The organism is Floridaenema aerugineum BLCC-F46 (assembly GCF_041929345.1).
GTDB lineage: Bacteria > Cyanobacteriota > Cyanobacteriia > Cyanobacteriales > Aerosakkonemataceae > Floridanema > Floridanema aerugineum.
This window is the reverse complement of sequence record NZ_JBHFNQ010000132.1, coordinates 1-15,474: the sequence shown is the minus strand read 5'-3', so window position 1 is coordinate 15,474 and position 15,474 is coordinate 1. Positions and strand designations below refer to the sequence as shown.

The 15,474-nt window shown below is 40.9% G+C and carries 18 protein-coding genes; 12 read left to right on the top strand and 6 right to left on the bottom strand.

Annotated elements, in window-relative coordinates:
* From ACE1CC_RS17655 to ACE1CC_RS17630, 6 genes are all read left to right on the top strand, one after another.
* Positions 1-627 (top strand): hypothetical protein (locus tag ACE1CC_RS17655; protein WP_459563865.1); only part of this gene is annotated, 627 nt, incomplete at its 5' end.
* A gap of 12 nt (positions 628-639) precedes the next feature.
* Positions 640-924, top strand: a complete 285-nt coding sequence (locus ACE1CC_RS17650) for a hypothetical protein (protein WP_413271742.1) — start codon at positions 640-642, stop codon at positions 922-924.
* Between the two features lie 244 nt (positions 925-1,168).
* The gene (gene hisS, locus ACE1CC_RS17645) at positions 1,169-2,464 is read left to right on the top strand and encodes a histidine--tRNA ligase (protein ID WP_413271741.1); all 1,296 of its coding nucleotides are present in this window, start codon (positions 1,169-1,171) and stop codon (positions 2,462-2,464) included.
* Positions 2,465-2,590: 126 nt separating this feature from the next.
* Entirely contained in the window at positions 2,591-3,073 is a 483-nt protein-coding gene (locus ACE1CC_RS17640; RefSeq protein ID WP_413271740.1) for a KTSC domain-containing protein, read from the top strand.
* Between the two features lie 199 nt (positions 3,074-3,272).
* Complete coding sequence (locus tag ACE1CC_RS17635) at positions 3,273-3,539, top strand: ribbon-helix-helix domain-containing protein (RefSeq protein WP_413271739.1); 267 nt, start codon at positions 3,273-3,275, stop codon at positions 3,537-3,539.
* The gene (locus ACE1CC_RS17630; protein ID WP_413271738.1) at positions 3,536-3,841 is read left to right on the top strand and encodes a type II toxin-antitoxin system RelE/ParE family toxin; all 306 of its coding nucleotides are present in this window, start codon (positions 3,536-3,538) and stop codon (positions 3,839-3,841) included. The genes ACE1CC_RS17635 and ACE1CC_RS17630 overlap by 4 nt, the downstream gene beginning before the upstream one ends.
* Before the next feature lie 19 nt (positions 3,842-3,860).
* On the opposite strand, the gene ACE1CC_RS17625 is transcribed toward ACE1CC_RS17630, so the two are convergent.
* Both ACE1CC_RS17625 and ACE1CC_RS17620 read right to left on the bottom strand, forming a co-directional pair.
* On the bottom strand, positions 3,861-5,402 hold the full coding sequence (locus tag ACE1CC_RS17625; protein ID WP_413271737.1) for an FAD-dependent oxidoreductase: 1,542 nt from the start codon (positions 5,400-5,402) through the stop codon (positions 3,861-3,863).
* A 201-nt stretch (positions 5,403-5,603) separates the two neighbouring features.
* Entirely contained in the window at positions 5,604-6,707 is a 1,104-nt protein-coding gene (locus tag ACE1CC_RS17620; protein ID WP_413271736.1) for an ATP-binding protein, read from the bottom strand.
* 211 nt (positions 6,708-6,918) lie between these two features.
* Between ACE1CC_RS17620 and ACE1CC_RS17615 the strand changes: the two genes are divergently transcribed.
* The 6 genes from ACE1CC_RS17615 to ACE1CC_RS17590 all read left to right on the top strand — a co-directional run bounded on the left by ACE1CC_RS17615 (position 6,919) and on the right by ACE1CC_RS17590 (position 11,869).
* Entirely contained in the window at positions 6,919-7,050 is a 132-nt protein-coding gene (locus ACE1CC_RS17615; protein ID WP_413271735.1) for a hypothetical protein, read from the top strand.
* Between the two features lie 3 nt (positions 7,051-7,053).
* On the top strand, positions 7,054-7,443 hold the full coding sequence (locus ACE1CC_RS17610) for a hypothetical protein (RefSeq protein ID WP_413271734.1): 390 nt from the start codon (positions 7,054-7,056) through the stop codon (positions 7,441-7,443).
* A gap of 301 nt (positions 7,444-7,744) precedes the next feature.
* A complete protein-coding gene (locus tag ACE1CC_RS17605) occupies positions 7,745-8,047 on the top strand; it encodes a hypothetical protein (protein ID WP_413271733.1) in 303 nt (100 codons plus the stop codon).
* 136 nt (positions 8,048-8,183) lie between these two features.
* Positions 8,184-8,702: a hypothetical protein gene (locus tag ACE1CC_RS17600; protein WP_413271732.1), complete on the top strand. Its 519-nt coding sequence runs from the start codon at positions 8,184-8,186 to the stop codon at positions 8,700-8,702.
* Positions 8,703-8,879: 177 nt separating this feature from the next.
* A complete protein-coding gene (locus ACE1CC_RS17595) occupies positions 8,880-9,500 on the top strand; it encodes a hypothetical protein (RefSeq protein ID WP_413271731.1) in 621 nt (206 codons plus the stop codon).
* 161 nt (positions 9,501-9,661) lie between these two features.
* Positions 9,662-11,869 carry a hypothetical protein gene (locus tag ACE1CC_RS17590; protein ID WP_413271730.1) on the top strand — a complete coding sequence of 736 codons (2,208 nt, stop codon included), beginning with the start codon at positions 9,662-9,664 and terminating at the stop codon, positions 11,867-11,869.
* Positions 11,870-11,872: 3 nt separating this feature from the next.
* On the opposite strand, the gene ACE1CC_RS17585 is transcribed toward ACE1CC_RS17590, so the two are convergent.
* The 4 genes from ACE1CC_RS17585 to ACE1CC_RS17570 form a co-directional block, all read right to left on the bottom strand.
* The gene (locus ACE1CC_RS17585) at positions 11,873-13,051 is read right to left on the bottom strand and encodes a beta-ketoacyl-ACP synthase (RefSeq protein ID WP_413271729.1); all 1,179 of its coding nucleotides are present in this window, start codon (positions 13,049-13,051) and stop codon (positions 11,873-11,875) included.
* Between the two features lie 122 nt (positions 13,052-13,173).
* Positions 13,174-13,920, bottom strand: coding sequence for a peptidylprolyl isomerase (locus ACE1CC_RS17580; protein WP_413271728.1), 747 nt, complete (start codon positions 13,918-13,920; stop codon positions 13,174-13,176).
* A 43-nt stretch (positions 13,921-13,963) separates the two neighbouring features.
* Positions 13,964-14,539 (bottom strand): photosystem I assembly protein Ycf4, encoded by a 576-nt coding sequence (locus ACE1CC_RS17575; protein WP_459563866.1) that lies wholly within the window; start codon positions 14,537-14,539, stop codon positions 13,964-13,966.
* Positions 14,540-14,670: 131 nt separating this feature from the next.
* Positions 14,671-15,474: RNA-guided endonuclease InsQ/TnpB family protein (locus tag ACE1CC_RS17570; RefSeq protein ID WP_413271726.1), on the bottom strand; the 804-nt coding region annotated here is incomplete at its 5' end.

Genomic DNA, 15,474 nt, shown 5'->3' with positions numbered 1-15,474 from the left:
CCAACCCGAACTGTGGCAAGGACACCGCCACGGACTCAACAGCCAACCCGAACTGTGGCAAGGACACCGCAACGGACTCAACAGCCAACCCGAACTGTGGCAAGGACACCGCAACGGACTCAACAGCCAACCCGAACTGTGGCAAGGACACCGCAACGGACTCAACAGCCTCGCGCTGTAGCTAGAACGCCACAACAAGCTACCCAAACACCTAACCCAACGGTAGCAGCTGCACCAACACCAGCACCAACTCCGGCAATTGTGGCACCGCCTGCACCTCCCGAAATTCCTACCCTACCAGCCCCACCAGATCCCGTTTTGGCGAAAGCTGTGGAAGTTTCTGGAGTGGTAATTGTTGGTACTGAAGCGCAAGCAATTGTTAAAGCACCAAATGAGGCAAATAGCCGTTATGTTAGAGCAGGGCAGCGTTTGGCAAATGGTCAGGTGTTGGTAAAACGGATTGAATTTAATGAAGGCTCCGAACCAATTGTGATTTTGGAGCAAAATGGGGTAGAAGTGTCGAAACTCGTGGGAGAAAGAGCGCCTGCACCAGCACAGCCAGGAGCACAAGGAACACAAGCTCTGACTCCTACTCCTGTGACAGCTAAACGCCAAACGAATGTTTAATTACTGCAAAAGATGAGCGAGATAGGCGAAAAAAACCAATTTAAGTACGAAGTTGTATTTCCGAGACTGCCTTTAGCGGTGTATCGAGAAATTGCTGCCCATTTGCGCCAAGTTTCTGGGGTGGAAACAGGTTTAACACCGCAGCTGTCTCAGGATTTTGATTATCTTCAGAGTCAAGTGGGAAGTTTGTGGATTGAGTATTCAGAAGCAACAAGTTCAGCTGCTCGCGATCGCGTAGAGCAAATTTTGGCTTACTATCAACAACGATACGGCAAAGCAGTTATCGGTAATCATTAAAAGAAGACAGGCGAAAGGGAAAAGGGGAAAGGATTTTACCTTTTCCTTTTTCTTTTTCTCCTTAATTCTTTGGCAGTAAATAAATAAAGTAATAATAGTTATCTAAGCTTGGGGCGGGCAGGATGCCCACCCCACAAGAGTTACATCTTTCTTGTGGGGTGGGCATCCTACCCGCCCTATTTTTCACTTTATTTATATCTACCTACTTATTACAATTACATTACCAATCAGCAATTATTAAGTTATGGGTACGATTCAAGCTTTACGAGGAACGAGAGATATTTTGCCAGAAGAGGTTGTTTACTGGCAAAAGGTGGAAGCAACAGCTAGGGAAATTTTGGGCAAAGCTGTTTATCAAGAAATTCGCACTCCAATTTTTGAGGAAACGGGACTTTTTGAACGTGGCATTGGTGAAGCTACTGATGTGGTTGGCAAGGAGATGTATACTTTTTTCGATCGGGGTGAACGATCGATCACGTTACGCCCGGAAGGTACTGCTGGAGTCGTGAGATCTTTTATCGAAAATGGTCTGTTTGCTCAAGGTGGTGTGCAGCGTCTTTGGTATACTGGGCCGATGTTTCGCTATGAACGTCCCCAAGCTGGAAGGCAAAGGCAGTTTCACCAAATAGGGGTTGAGGTTTTAGGAAGTTCCGATCCCAGGGCGGATGTGGAGGTAATTGCGATCGCCAATAATATCCTTCAAACTTTGGGTTTAAAATCTCTGCGTCTGGATATTAATTCTTTGGGCAATGCGGAAGATAGGCAACAATATCGCCAAGCTTTGATTGATTATTTAACTCCTTATAAAAATGAGTTAGATGCTGATTCTCAAGATAGATTAACTCGCAATCCTTTGCGGATTTTAGATAGTAAGGATGAACGGACTAAGGAAATTTCTCTTAATGCTCCGAGTATTTTAGATCATCTTGGCGCTGATTCTAAACGGCATTTCGACCAAGTATTACAGTTATTAACTGATTTGGGAATTTCTTATCAGTTGAATCCTCGGTTGGTGCGGGGTTTGGATTATTATACTCACACGGCTTTTGAGATTATTTCCGATGATTTGGGTGCTCAAGCGACGGTTTGTGGCGGTGGCAGATATGATGGTTTGGTGGCAGAATTGGGTGGGCCAGATACGCCTGCGGTGGGTTGGGCGATCGGTCTGGAAAGGTTGATTATTCTGTTGCAAAAGTTGCAGGGGAGTTCGGCGCGATCGCTAGATTTTTATGTAGTTTCCAGAGGCGAAAAAGCCGAAGCCCAAGCATTAATTTTAGGGCAGAAGTTGCGCCAACTTGGATTTAGTTTGGATTTAGATTTAAGTGGTAGTGCATTTAAGAAACAGTTTGCCCGTGCTGATAAAAGTGGCGCTGTTGGTTGTTTGATTTTGGGAGATGAAGAAGCAGAAAATCAAACTGTTAAATTGAAGTGGATGGCGACAAAAGAACAGCAAACAATTTCTCAGGTTGATTTGTTGGAGAAAGCGGAACAGTTGCGAAAGGAAATTGATAGTTACAGAACTTCTGGCGTAACTAGTTAAGTAACCCATCATTGTAGAGACGTTGTATACAACGTCTCTACCACCGACATAAAATTTTTTTGCTATAATTATAGTACATAAATACCAAATAAAATTATTTTTCTAAGATTGGCAGGAGAATTATCAATGAAGCTAATCAATATTGACTTAAAAAATGTCGTAGCTGTTGGCTATGAAGATGATCATTTGGGGTTTTTGATCGATCGCGGCAACCAGATGGAGTATTTAGAAGTTCCTGCGCCTTCTCATGTTTACGAAGGACTGCAAGAACTTGCCGAAATAGCGAACGAAGAAGACGAAATTCCGATGGTGCCAGTTAGTTCAACTATGGCATCAGCAATGGGATATGATAAACAAAGAAAAATCTTGCAAATCGAGTTTAATAGCGGTTCAATTTATCAATATGCTGATGTGGAAAAGGAAACTTGGCAACGTTTTCTCGACTCTGATTCCAAAGGCAAATTTTTCAACAAGGAAATCAAAGGACATTATCCTAGCCATTGTTTAGATGATGGAACTGTGATGGAAACATATACAGTTATATATCCGAAAAATGAGCTAATAAAAGCAGAAAATCATCAGCCTTTTTCTAGGTTAAAAACTGCCTAGTAAGTAGATAAATCTAAATAAACTGAAACCAAAGGCGGGCAGGATGCCCACCCCACAAGAGTTACAGCTTTCTTGTGGGGTGGGCATCTTGCCCGCCCCATCCTTAGATAACTATTTTTACTTAATTTATTTGCATCTACTTAATAAAGATTAAACTGTCAGTACAATAGATTTAATAAGTTTAGGAGGTTTTCGGGCTATGAATATCTCGTTAAAACTGGAAGAGGAAGAGTTGATTCAAGCAAAGCTAAAAAGTGGTAAATATGAAACCGCCTACGATGTAATTGTTGAGGCGTTACGGTTGTTGGAAGAACGGGATAAACAGTATGAAAAATGGTTGGAAGAAACTAGAGAAAAAGTAGCAGTTGGTATCAAGCAGCTTGATGAAGGGGAAGGAATTGATGGGGAGGTGGTTATTGCTAAACTGCGGGAAAAATTCAAAAAAGCTGGTGAGAATAAAGCATGAGTCGTTACATTATTTCACCAGCTGCTAGTCAGGATTTAGATGAGATTTCTGATTATTTTTTGCGTCGAAATATAGAAGCTGGGGAACAGTTTGTCGATCGATTTGAGCAGAAATGCCAAAATTTGGTAAAGTTTCCCAAGATTGGGCGTTCTTATGCTGAAATTGAACCGACTTTACGAGGTGTTCTTCTGGATAGTTACGTTATTCTTTATCGGGTGATTGAGGATGGGGTAGAAATTGTTCGGGTGGTGAGTGGATATCGGGATTTAGAATCATTATTTTCTGAGTCAGATGAGAAATGAATCCTCCTAGCATAGCTACTTAATAATCACCACCAGAACCATATTTCCACGCATCAATCCAGCGTTGCAGGTAATATTTTGGTACTGGTGGTAATTCTTTTACCCAAGGTTGGATGGTTTCACCTAATTGATTTAAAGCTGAATAAACTACTAAATTAAAGTAATGCCCCAACCAATCAATTAAGGCTAATATGCCAACTTGGGGAATAATTTTAATTACTAATTCTGGGTGAGAAAGTTGAGTTTTTAAGAGTGCTTTTGTTAAAGCGGGAAACTGTACTACATCTTGCAAAAATGGTCTGAGTACTGCATCTCCAAGATTTTCCATTTCTAAAAATACTGCTGAGAGTAACTGGTTAATTTGTTCGGGTGCGACTTTTTGATTTATCCCTACACTCATGGTACGTTGAAATAACCAAGTTACGGCTAAATTTGGTTGGTAAGGTTGTAATAATGATAAATCGGTTTGAGTTAGACGATCGCACTCCAACGCCTGATTAATCCCATTAGTTAACCTCTGCAAATGACGCACCATTGCACCAAAACCACCAAAACTTAAAGGAGATTGTGCGCCGCTACTATCTCCTACTGGTAAAATGCGATCGAATGGCATTTTTACCGGACTTTGGCGATAACTGGGAAAGAAACCAAACAAAGCTCTAACAAATTCTAATTGCGATAATTCGACTTTTTGATATTCTGGTAAAAGCCGCAAATATTCGCCAAAAAACTCTTCTAAACTTGGACGTTGGGGAGTAGCATCCAAGTAAGTAAACATATAAGTTGTTCTCCCATCTCTGGCGGGAAAAGCTTCCCAAAAATATTGGCATTGATTTTCTAAAGGGGTAAAAGAATAGATTAAATCTCCGGTTTTATTCTCAGGAAAACCTTTAGCGCAAGTTCCCACCACTAAACAAACGCTATCGGGTTTTTGTCCTTGTCTCGCTTGTTGCACAATGGGAGAAAAATTGCCCATTGCATCAATTAATAACCGAGTTTTTAAAGTTTCACTTGCTTCTACCAGTATGCCATCTGGGTGAATCACTGCACTTTGAAAAGGTGAATTTTCCAAGAGTTTACCGCCAGCAGCGAGAAACTTTAATTTGAGAGTTTCTAAGAGATAAACTGGATCAACGCCGATGTTGAGAATGTCTGTTACCCAGATGTCTTTACCACCTAAAAAACCGACTCTTGCAGGGTTGTATTGAGTTACGATCGCCTTTTCTAATTCCGCTTCTGTCAGCAAATTTAACTCTAAAAATACCTCTAACTCTTTGCGAGAAATGTTCCATTCTTGATCTCTTCCCCGCAAAATTCCCCGTTCAATTAAAGCAACTCGCCAACCTAATTTTGCCAAAGCTGCGCCAATTAAAATGCCTAAAGTTCCGCCACAAATCACTACATCCCAGTCTAATGTTCCTAATAGTAAGTCGCTTTGTTTGACTAGTTGAGGTATTGGTATGGTATCCTCTTTTAAGGATTGCCAAAGGCGATCGACTCGCCGTAATCCTTCTAAAGCGTTTCCGAGAATTTGGCTAAGGATCTGTTCAGTTAGAGTCATGCAAAAAACCAGACTGATGGTTAACACTATTGTACTAGACTTAAGAAGAGTGTGATTGCTCTGTTTCGAGGGCAGATCGATTTGTGTCTGCCCTTTTTCTTAAGAATTATTTATAGCTTTGATAAGTAATTATTTTCCGTTAAGCCAACAAAAAAAGCAAGTCATACTCGATGCAGTTAGCGATCGCTATAATAATCCAGTTTAACTGCAATTAGCATCTAATTGGTGAGGTAAATCAATGTAGAAAGTAGTCCCTTTGCAGTTAGTTTGAAAGCAGATTTCTCCGTTATGTGCTTCAATAATTGATTTGGCGATCGCAGTTCCCAATCCTGTACCCCCTCGTTTCCCATGCGTCACAAAAGGATCGAATAAATTATCCCTAATAGCTTCTGGTATTCCAGGGCCATTATCGCATATTTGGATCTTGACAAACTTATCATTATTGTTAGCTGTTACTTCGATACAACCACCATTTCCCTTAAAAGCTTCCACAGCATTACTAATTAAGTTTTGCAAAACGCGCAGCAATTTGTTTTCATCAACATTCACCAAAACTTCTGGTACATCAAATTTGAAATGTACATGAGCATCTTTGAAATAAATTCGATTCAGCTTTTCAAAGTGTTCTAATAATGTCGTTAACTTGACAGGTTTTTTCTTTAAAACTGCATTACCGCTAGCAAATTCTAACGCCTCTTCCGCCATTCCCAACATTCGCTTAACTTGTGCTTGAATGATATCACACCATTCAATTGTATCTTCGTCAGGATGGGTTTCTTTTAACATGGCGCTGGCTAATTGAATGCCTGTTACTGGACTTCTAAAATCATGAATAATCGTATTAACCATTTCCCCAATTAAAGACATTTTTTCTTGATAAATCATTTGATTAACATACTGTGCAGTTGTAGCGCGGAGATGGCGGATAATATAACTTAACAGTTTGAGAATTACATAGCCTTTGGTATTATCTAATATTTCCATCAACTGAGCGCGAGGAATTTTCGCTAAAACTGTGTCTGGATAAGCGATCGCCTGAGCACTACGCGGTTGTCCATCCAAAACCCCAAATTCCCCAAAAAACTCATTTTGTTTAGCTACAGCAATCACATGATACTTATCACAAGCTGTTTTTTTTCTAAACTCCACTTGTCCTTCTAAAACTAAATATAAATAATCGGGAATGTCGTCCTCTTCAAAGACGACCTTTTGTTCAGTATGTTTTTCCACAATAGCCATTTGGCATAATTGCGCTGCTTGTTCTGGCTCAAAATAGGAAATAAACTGATGCACTTCCAGTTCCATAATAAGCTACCTGCCCTTTAAGACATACTAACGGCATAATTCTATCCTACGGCAGATGTATTAAATAGTCAGACTTTTTAACTGCTCTTAAAAAAGTTAAGAATTATTTCTTTGGTGAGTTGTTATTCTAGTAAAAGATTTATCCGCAAAAATCAGTACCATTGATAAATCTCTTAACTTTAACTTTAGTAAAATCTCGGAAAACAATTGTTTGAACAACAATTTCCCCAAGTTAATATTTGAAAATCTATCCGTTGATTTGTTACTTTCTCAAGTATCAGGTTGGCTGCTTAGGGCGATCGCAACCAAATATGCTAAACTCGGACAACTCAAAGGAGATTGAGTTTTGGGGAATGAGGAGAGAGTTGTGAAAAGGCGATCGCTTCTTTACTTAGCAATCAGCTTAACAGTTTTTAGTACTAGTGCTTTACAAAAAGTTAACGCCCAACAACGCCAAGGAATCACCCGTCGCGTGCAGTTTGCTCCCGGCGCTTCATCATTTGTAATTAATGGTAGTGTAACTTTAGGTAATCAAGATACTTATATTTTTCGGGCTAACAAAGGTCAAGAAATAATTGCTGATATTACTTGGAAAGGTGAAAGAGTCGATCGAAGTGACGATCAAGGACTTTCTGGATTTACTTTTATTACCCCTGATGGACAATCTTATGAACACCCCCAAAATGATACTTTTGAAGCTACAGTAACGGGCGATTACAAAATAATAATTGCATAACCTTATAGATTGAGTAATCCTCGATATACTTTTAAATTAACGATTCGTTAGTAGATCCTGTAGGGGCGAAGCATTCGGGCGACAATTTATGAAACACAATCAAAATATAACAATCCGAATGCTTCGCCCAGCCCCCACAGACAACCTGTATCTACTTAAATATTGCACCAAGACAAGTGGTTTGTAGGGTGCGTCAGACAGAAAAATTTGGGCAAGTAACAGTAATTTTTAGTTCTGACGCACCCTACGAATGATAACTTCAAGATTTTCCTGTAGGGGCGAAGCATTCGGGCGAAAATTTATGAAACACAACCAAAATATAACAATCCGAATGCTTCGCCCAGCCCCCACAGACAACCTATATCTACTTAATTCTTGCACCAAAACAAGGCGAAAATTTGTCGCCAAGACAGGGCGAAGCATTTGGGAACATAAATTGATGATTCCCCACAAAATTGTCGCCAAGACAAGGCGAAGCATTTGGGAACATAAATTGTTGATTCCCCACGAAATTGTCACCAAGACAGGGCGAAGCATTTGGGAACATAAATTGATGATTCCCCACCAAATTGTCGCCCAAATGCTTCGCCCCTACAAAAATTAATACACAAATTAAATTGCCAAAAACATCATTTGAATAACGGGAATTTTGGGGAAAGCCAAAACCCTTTTGTTAACTTTTTACCAAAATCTAAAATTCGCTACAATCACAAATAAAGTGCAGTGCAAGGATACCAGCAATGCTGCGGCGATTTTGGCAGAGAATCCAACAGTTTTTTCGGCGCTTATTGGGGATTGGGAGAACAACCTCTCCGCCAAGGGGGAGTGAGGAAAATTCTTTACCGCCTGTGAAAGCGAATGGAAGTAAACCCCAGCGGACGGATCTTGAGTATGAAGTGATATTTAGCGAACTGCTGGAAGGGGTGAATCAAGGGTGGATTCGGGGGAGAATTTTTAACTTTTTAATTGGAAAACGCATTGACGAAGCGGAATTAATTGCTTGGTTACATCGCTTTGCGGAAAATTTGCAGGCGACACCGGAACAGCATCAGAAGTTGGCGCGGCGAATGGTGTTGCTGGGTGAAGTTTACGGTAAGGAATTGGGAAAAGTAGCGGGGGAAATTGGTAAGCGGTTACTGGCGCAAGTACCCCAATTAGATGATGTTCCTTCGGGTGAAGTGATAGAAGCAGATGTCATAAAAGATGATGCAAAGGTAGAGGATGCTGGTTGTGTTAGTTGTTTGCCAAGAGGACGGTAGTGCGATCGGTTTTTTGTTTCATGATTTGACGGGAAAATGCGATCGCCTTTCTTTTCGGTGTTTGTACAAGTGCGATCGCTTTTCTTAATATTAAAATTCCTGATTCTCCGAAAAATTGCTGAGGTAGGTTAATTCCCCGTTTGCTATAAATTTGGGTGATGGGAATGGGGAGAGGTTATGAAGGGGCGAACGATACTTGGTTTGATGGTGAGTTTAACAGTTTTCGGTGCATGGTCGTTAGCAGTTTTGGCTCAGTCTCAGCGACACCCTACAACTGCGGAAATGCAGAAGTTACGCCAAGAATTTCGCCAAAATATTCGTTCGATACAAAACGATGCACAAAGGGCTGATTATATTCGCGATCGCCGTAATCAAACTGAGTTACAGAACAGAGAATTGTTTGTGAGTACTTGGTCAAAGGTTGATTCAACTATAGCGCCTTTTGTGGGTAGCTGGTCGGGATGGGAAGAGTCTATAAAGATTTATCCTTCCAATGTCAGAGGTCGAGTTTGTATTATTGTGACAGGAGAAGGATATGGTAGCTTTACTATTGGTTCTGTGTCTAATGGACAAATACTCACTAATAATGGTCAAGTCATTTTTAAGGAAGGAAATTATTTAGGAATAGCAGGAGTTTATAATAATACACCAATAAATGCCCTAAAAATTCCTTTACATTCTCCTAAGCTTATTGAAAGAATTACACAATTGAGTGGCATAACTGAAGTAAAGGAAAAAAACAGAATTATTCAACAATTTAATGCGGCTGGCTGTACTGATTCTTTGCCAAGAGGATGATATTTTTTATTGAGTAATGCTGGTTTCGTTTGAATGAATAAAGAAAAAATTGATGATAGAGGAGAACATTAATGAAAAAGCGAGCAATCTTGTGAAGTCAGCAAATTTATTCGATCTCTTTCTCTGCTATAACCACACAAACAAGATCCAAGGATAAATTTATGAAAAGGAAAACGCTATTTAACTTAATTTTAGGCTTAACAATATTGGGTAGTGATTATTTCGTAGCATTTGCCAAAGGTGAGGGATATATAAAACATAGCGTAATCCCAAATTTGAGCGGATTAAAACAAATAAATCAAACCCAATCTATTCGTCCAGAAACAGTCCGTGACTCAGGACTGGAAAGGGCTATTATTCGACAAGGACAAATCCCTAAAGAGTTTATTAACAATATACGATACTACTACAATCGGGTTGATTTGAATGGCGATAATAAACCAGAAGTATTAGTACATCTTATAGGACAATACTTCTGTGGTTCAGGAGGTTGTACTACCCTTATTTTTCAGTTTGTTGGGCAAGATTATCGGTTAGTTTCAACAATCTCTCTGAGCACTGCACCTATTATCGTCACAAATCAAAAAAATTTGGGTTGGAATAACTTAATCACTTTAGCGGCTGGTGGTAGTTGGGGTTCAAATCAAGGTTATTATTTATTGCGATTTAATGGGAAAAGCTATCCCAACAATACTGGTGATGGTATTAAATTACGCCCAAATTCAACAATGACAGGAAGAGCTTTTTTCTCGAATTTAGATTACAGCAATGGTGGTATAGCTCTTCAACCCCAAAATTCTCAAATTACAGCAGGGCGATCTTCTTCTGGGCAACAAACGACGACGAGGCGAACACCAAATACACGGCGTTCAGCTACTTCATCTAACACAACAGCACGCCCCACAGTTCCAACATGGAATCAGTTTGTAGCAAGTTTACAGGAAGGAGATTATATAAACACTGATTTTGACCTTCCTCAAGAATTTAGAAATGGATATGTTTACCGAGTTCAAGGAGCAAATTGGGTTGGAGTATATATCCTTAAAGCAGGATTGCCTAGTTATCCCCTTCCAGTTACTTCTGAACTTAGTCAAATTACTGATGGAGAAAGATATGTCCAATCAGGACAAGCTATTTTCTTGTTGTGGGACTTAAGTTTTTCGGCTCCTAGAAATGCAAATGATACACAGGTTAGATTTTCCGAAAAAGGGCTGGGTTGTCTAAGAAATACCTGTTTAACTGCTCGTTCAATGAGTAACACTCAAATTATACGTATTCTGCTTTCAGAAAGACCTATTAGCCAACCATCAGTCGCAGCTTCTAACACTCAGCGATCGCCTTCTTCTGGGGAACAGACGGGGACTGGGCGATCGACTTCTTCTGGGGAACAGACGGGGACTGGACGATCGCAAAGTAGTACACCATCACTTATGAGAGCAGCTAACTTCCAATCTGTTCGCGGAGTTATAGTTGAACCTGCTAAAGAGCCTATTAGAGATTTCAGGCAGTTAAAAGGTAACTACTCCTTTATCCTGGACAGAGTTAATAGCCGAAAATTGCCTGATGGCAGGGAAGTTTTTAGTTTTGATGTCTACAACACTGGTTATGCAGATGGGGTAATTGAGGTTCGTAATGCTCGTGCCGAGTTGGTTGAAATTAGAGCTATTGAAGGGGTTAGAAATCCAACTAATCCTATCAGCTTCGGAAGCTTTTCTATACAAAAGCAATGGGACTCTTTTACTGATTTTATGAATGGTCGTTGGTTCAACGATCCAAGATTTGCTACAGCGCAACAAAAGAAAACAACTATAGAAAACATAGCGCTTCCTCCTGGTGGAAGCATAACCTTTACCAAAACAGGCGCAAATGCCCAAGCTTACAACCAAGCAACACTAGTCATGGGATTTTTCTTTGGAGGCTGGCTTTCTGAGTCAGAAGAAAATCCTGCCTCCCTTCCCGGAGCATTAAATAGAATCTTTGGAGAAGATGCAACTTTTAAGCAGAAGTTTCTTGCAGCCCTATTCCTCAAGTTTCAGGAAAAACGTATTGGTAGTTTAGTAAAAGAAGGTGCGTTTCAGGACTTGCCGAGTACCTTACAAGCTTTTACAACTGCCAGTTGGATTGAGGAGCAAAATTTTAACGAGTTAGTCAAAACAGGAATAGAAGTTTTTCTTCAAGAAGGAATAAAGCATGGTATTACTGATAGAGTTTTGAAGGAAAAGCTCTTTGGTGCGAGCCTTAAGAGTTGGGTAACAGCCGCAGAAATTTTTGCTAAAGGTGGTAATGTATTCCTACAGAATTTAGATTTAGAACGGTCAAAAATAGCAGAAGAAAAAAAAGGGCCTCTAGCTATTATTTACCCCAGGTGATTGTTATATTTTCCGTAATGCCATCACCGCATTTTGTCCGCCAAAACCGAAACTAAAACAGAGCAAATTCTGAAGTTCGCTCGATCGCGCAACCCTAACTAAATTCAAATCAAATTCTGATTCTCTTAAACCTACACAAGGGGGTAAAATGCGATCGCGCAACCCCAACAAACTAAAAGCTACTCCCAAAACTCCCGATGCTCCCAATGTATGCCCAGTTGCGCCTTTTGTCGAACTAACTGCTACATTTTGGGGAAATAAATACTTAATTAATTGCGCTTCATTGCGATCGTTCAAAACTGTCCCAGTCCCATGAGCATGAATATAATCAATATTAATAGGTGAAAGATTGCTGCGTTCTAAACATTGCTTAACCGCATAAATGGCACTTTTTCCGCCCTCTTCTGGCGCGTTAGCATGAAAAGCATCTGCTGTCAAGCCAAAACCTAAAACTTCCCCGTAAACTTTTGCCCCACGCTGTCTAGCTAATTCGGCAGTTTCCAAAACAAAAACCGCCCCACCTTCTCCTAAAACCAAACCTTCCCGCTGTTTATCGAAAGGATAAGCACCCGTTTGGGCTAAAGCGCCCATTTGCTGAAAACCTGTCAAAGTCAAAGGTGTAATTGGTGTTTCTATCGCACCTGCGATCGCTCGCTGACATTGCCCAGATTGAATTAACTCAAAACCCTGCGCTAGCGCCCAAATTCCCGTCGCACAAGCCGCCATTGGTGCCAAAACCGCCCCTGTCGCCCCAATTTGCCTTGCTGCACAAATCGCCGCCATATTTGGCAAACTCTCAAGCCAAGGGGACTGGGGAGGAGGTGGGGGGAGTTGTTGAGATAAATTTGGGATTCCCCCCATCCCCCCATCTCCCCATCTCTCCTGCACGAACTTCTCCCAACGTGCTTGTTGACTGCGACTTGAGCCGATTATTACTCCGCAATCTGGTAAAGGTGGGTTAAGTCCGGCATCTTTTAGGGCAGATTCTACAACTAGCTGAGTTAAAGTTAACAGTTCAGTTGGTCGATCGCCAATCATCGCCAAAGGTCGTGGTTTTAGTTCCAAAAAAGGTTGACACAACTGAATCGCAGATTTACCAGCTAACAAACTTTGCCAGCTGGAATCCAAATCACCCAAAGCTGAGAAAAAACCGATGCCAGTGATAAAAATCTTTACATTCATTAGCTATTTGTCATGAGTCATTTGTCATTTGTCATTTGTCACTAGCAATTAAGCACAAAATCGGTTTTTTTTAAGATCAATGCTAGACCAATAACTAATGACAAATGACCAATGACAAATAACTATTTTTTCAGATTTTCTGCGCCTTGAGTTACTTTAGCAGACTCAATCTTATCGCCTCTTTCAATCTTGTCAACTACATCCATGCCTTGAGTAACATACCCAAAAACTGCATAGTTGCCATCTAAAAAATTGATATCAGACAAAGCAAAATAAAACTGAGAAGAAGCGGAATCTGGAAACATCGATCGCGCCATCGCTACCGCACCACGCTTATGATCTAGCTCTGGCGGCTGCGAAATTCTCGCAGATTCAAAAGTTTTGCTGTAAACCGGAGTATCTGCACCTTTTGGCTTAATTTCCAAAGGAATATTACGAGGCTGTTTTGTTTCAGGATCGATAAAACCACCAGTTCCCAATTGACCTCGGAAATTTGGGTCTTTACTTTGAGGATCGCCACCTTGAACTACAAAAGGTTGAGGGCTTTTTTCTACTCGGTGAAACACTGAACCATCGTAGACACCACGCTGTACAAGGTCTACAAAATTTCCCGCAGTTACAGGGGCATTAGTGCCATCCAATTCGATAGTAATCGGAGAACCTTTCACCACCATAACTACAGTAGCTTTTCCTTCTAACCGGGGTAAATTATTCATTTGAGGATTGTTTGCTTGAGTAACAGATATAGGGGTAGTTGTTGATGTATTTTCCGAACTCTGAGAAGCAACTTCTTGGGATGTGCATCCTCCCAGAAATAATCCACCAACAATTATCAGTGAGACTAACCAGCGCGAAAATTTAGGAAGCATTTTTAGTTAGGTACTCAACTAAATTTCAAAGCCAAGATTACAATCATAACCCTTCTAGTGGCACTCCCAAAAAGCGTGCTAACTCAGCACCTTGGTTCTCTACTTCTGACAAAGACAAAGGTTGTCCAACTCTCGTTAAAGGTACATCTCTGCGTCCTTTAATTCGTAAATAAAGAGCGCGACGGGGATTTAAACCTTCTTTCATATCAACTCGAATGGATTGAACATCTTCGATGGGACAGCCTACCTCGATTTGCCGATTTTTTCCGGGAAAACCCCAACGGAAAATTTTCACAAATCCGGTTTCCCGATTAAATTCGTTATATCCGCCGCCCACATCTAAGATAATCATCAGCCAGAGGTAGGTTGCTAGGAGTGAGCCAGCAACTCCATAAAAGCTCATTGCGATTCCTTGAGGGACAAATATTAGTTGAGAAGCATCGCTAAAAAACAACAGATTTTTGTGTAAATAACTGGAAAGTCCAGCTAAGAGAAAACCTACACCGCCGATCGTAACTGCTGTCGCCAACAAGTAATTGCTGAGACGACGCGAACCTAATATTTGCTGGCGGAGAATGCGATCGCTTGAGGAAATTGTTTGTGTGGTCATGGCTGTGATTAACAAAATTATCTCTGACTAACTCAGCTATTTCAATGCCCGATGGGAGATTACTAGCCCTGGTTAATTATTAAAAAATTTGGAAGAAAGAGAGTTTTCCCAGTCTAGTGAGCATGGGTTGACTGATACATTTACGCGACATTACTCTGGGCATTCCCGGACAATGCGACGATAGCACTATCACAGTTGAAAGTGATAGTGGCGGTATCCCGCAAAGCTTTCAGGAGAATCCCGAAAGCACCATTCCAATCCCTTGGTAGTGTAAAACCACATTCAGGGCAGCGGAACAATTTAGAACCACCCAACTTAGCATGAACTTGACCGCAGCGGGTACAAGTCTTACTGGTGTATTCTTCCGTTACATCGACAACGATGCTTAGAGTCAATTGAGCTTGATGCTTAAGAGTCAACTTGAATCGATAATGTGCCCAGGTCAGCATTGCTCTTGCCGTCTTGGATCTAATTTTTCGCTTTGCCTTGGCAACCATGTCGGAAGTCTCGAAGGTAGGCAGAAAAATCACACGGTAGTTATTAGTTAAGAAATGAGCAATCTGTTTGTGGGATTCATCAATCAAATTGCGAATCTTGGTTCGCATTCGATGGGCTGCTTGCCTCATCCGCCGCCGTCGATTTCGACTTTGCTCTTTAGCAAGAGAGCCCATCAAATTATCTAAATGTTGACAAATGCGAGTGATGCGTCCAATATCGCATGAGCCAAACTCCACAAACTTACATCCGTCAAAACCAGTCAGGAAAGTTCGCACGCCCGGATCTAACGCGATTAACCCTAAAGACTCAATTGATTTTAGTTGGACTGCCAGAGGGAAAATTGCAAACCATTTACCCTTAACGAAAACCAACTGTGTCCCCTGGTTACAGGATTGAGGGATAGGTTCAGCCGCAACAAATGTCAATCCTTTGGTTAACCTGGAATA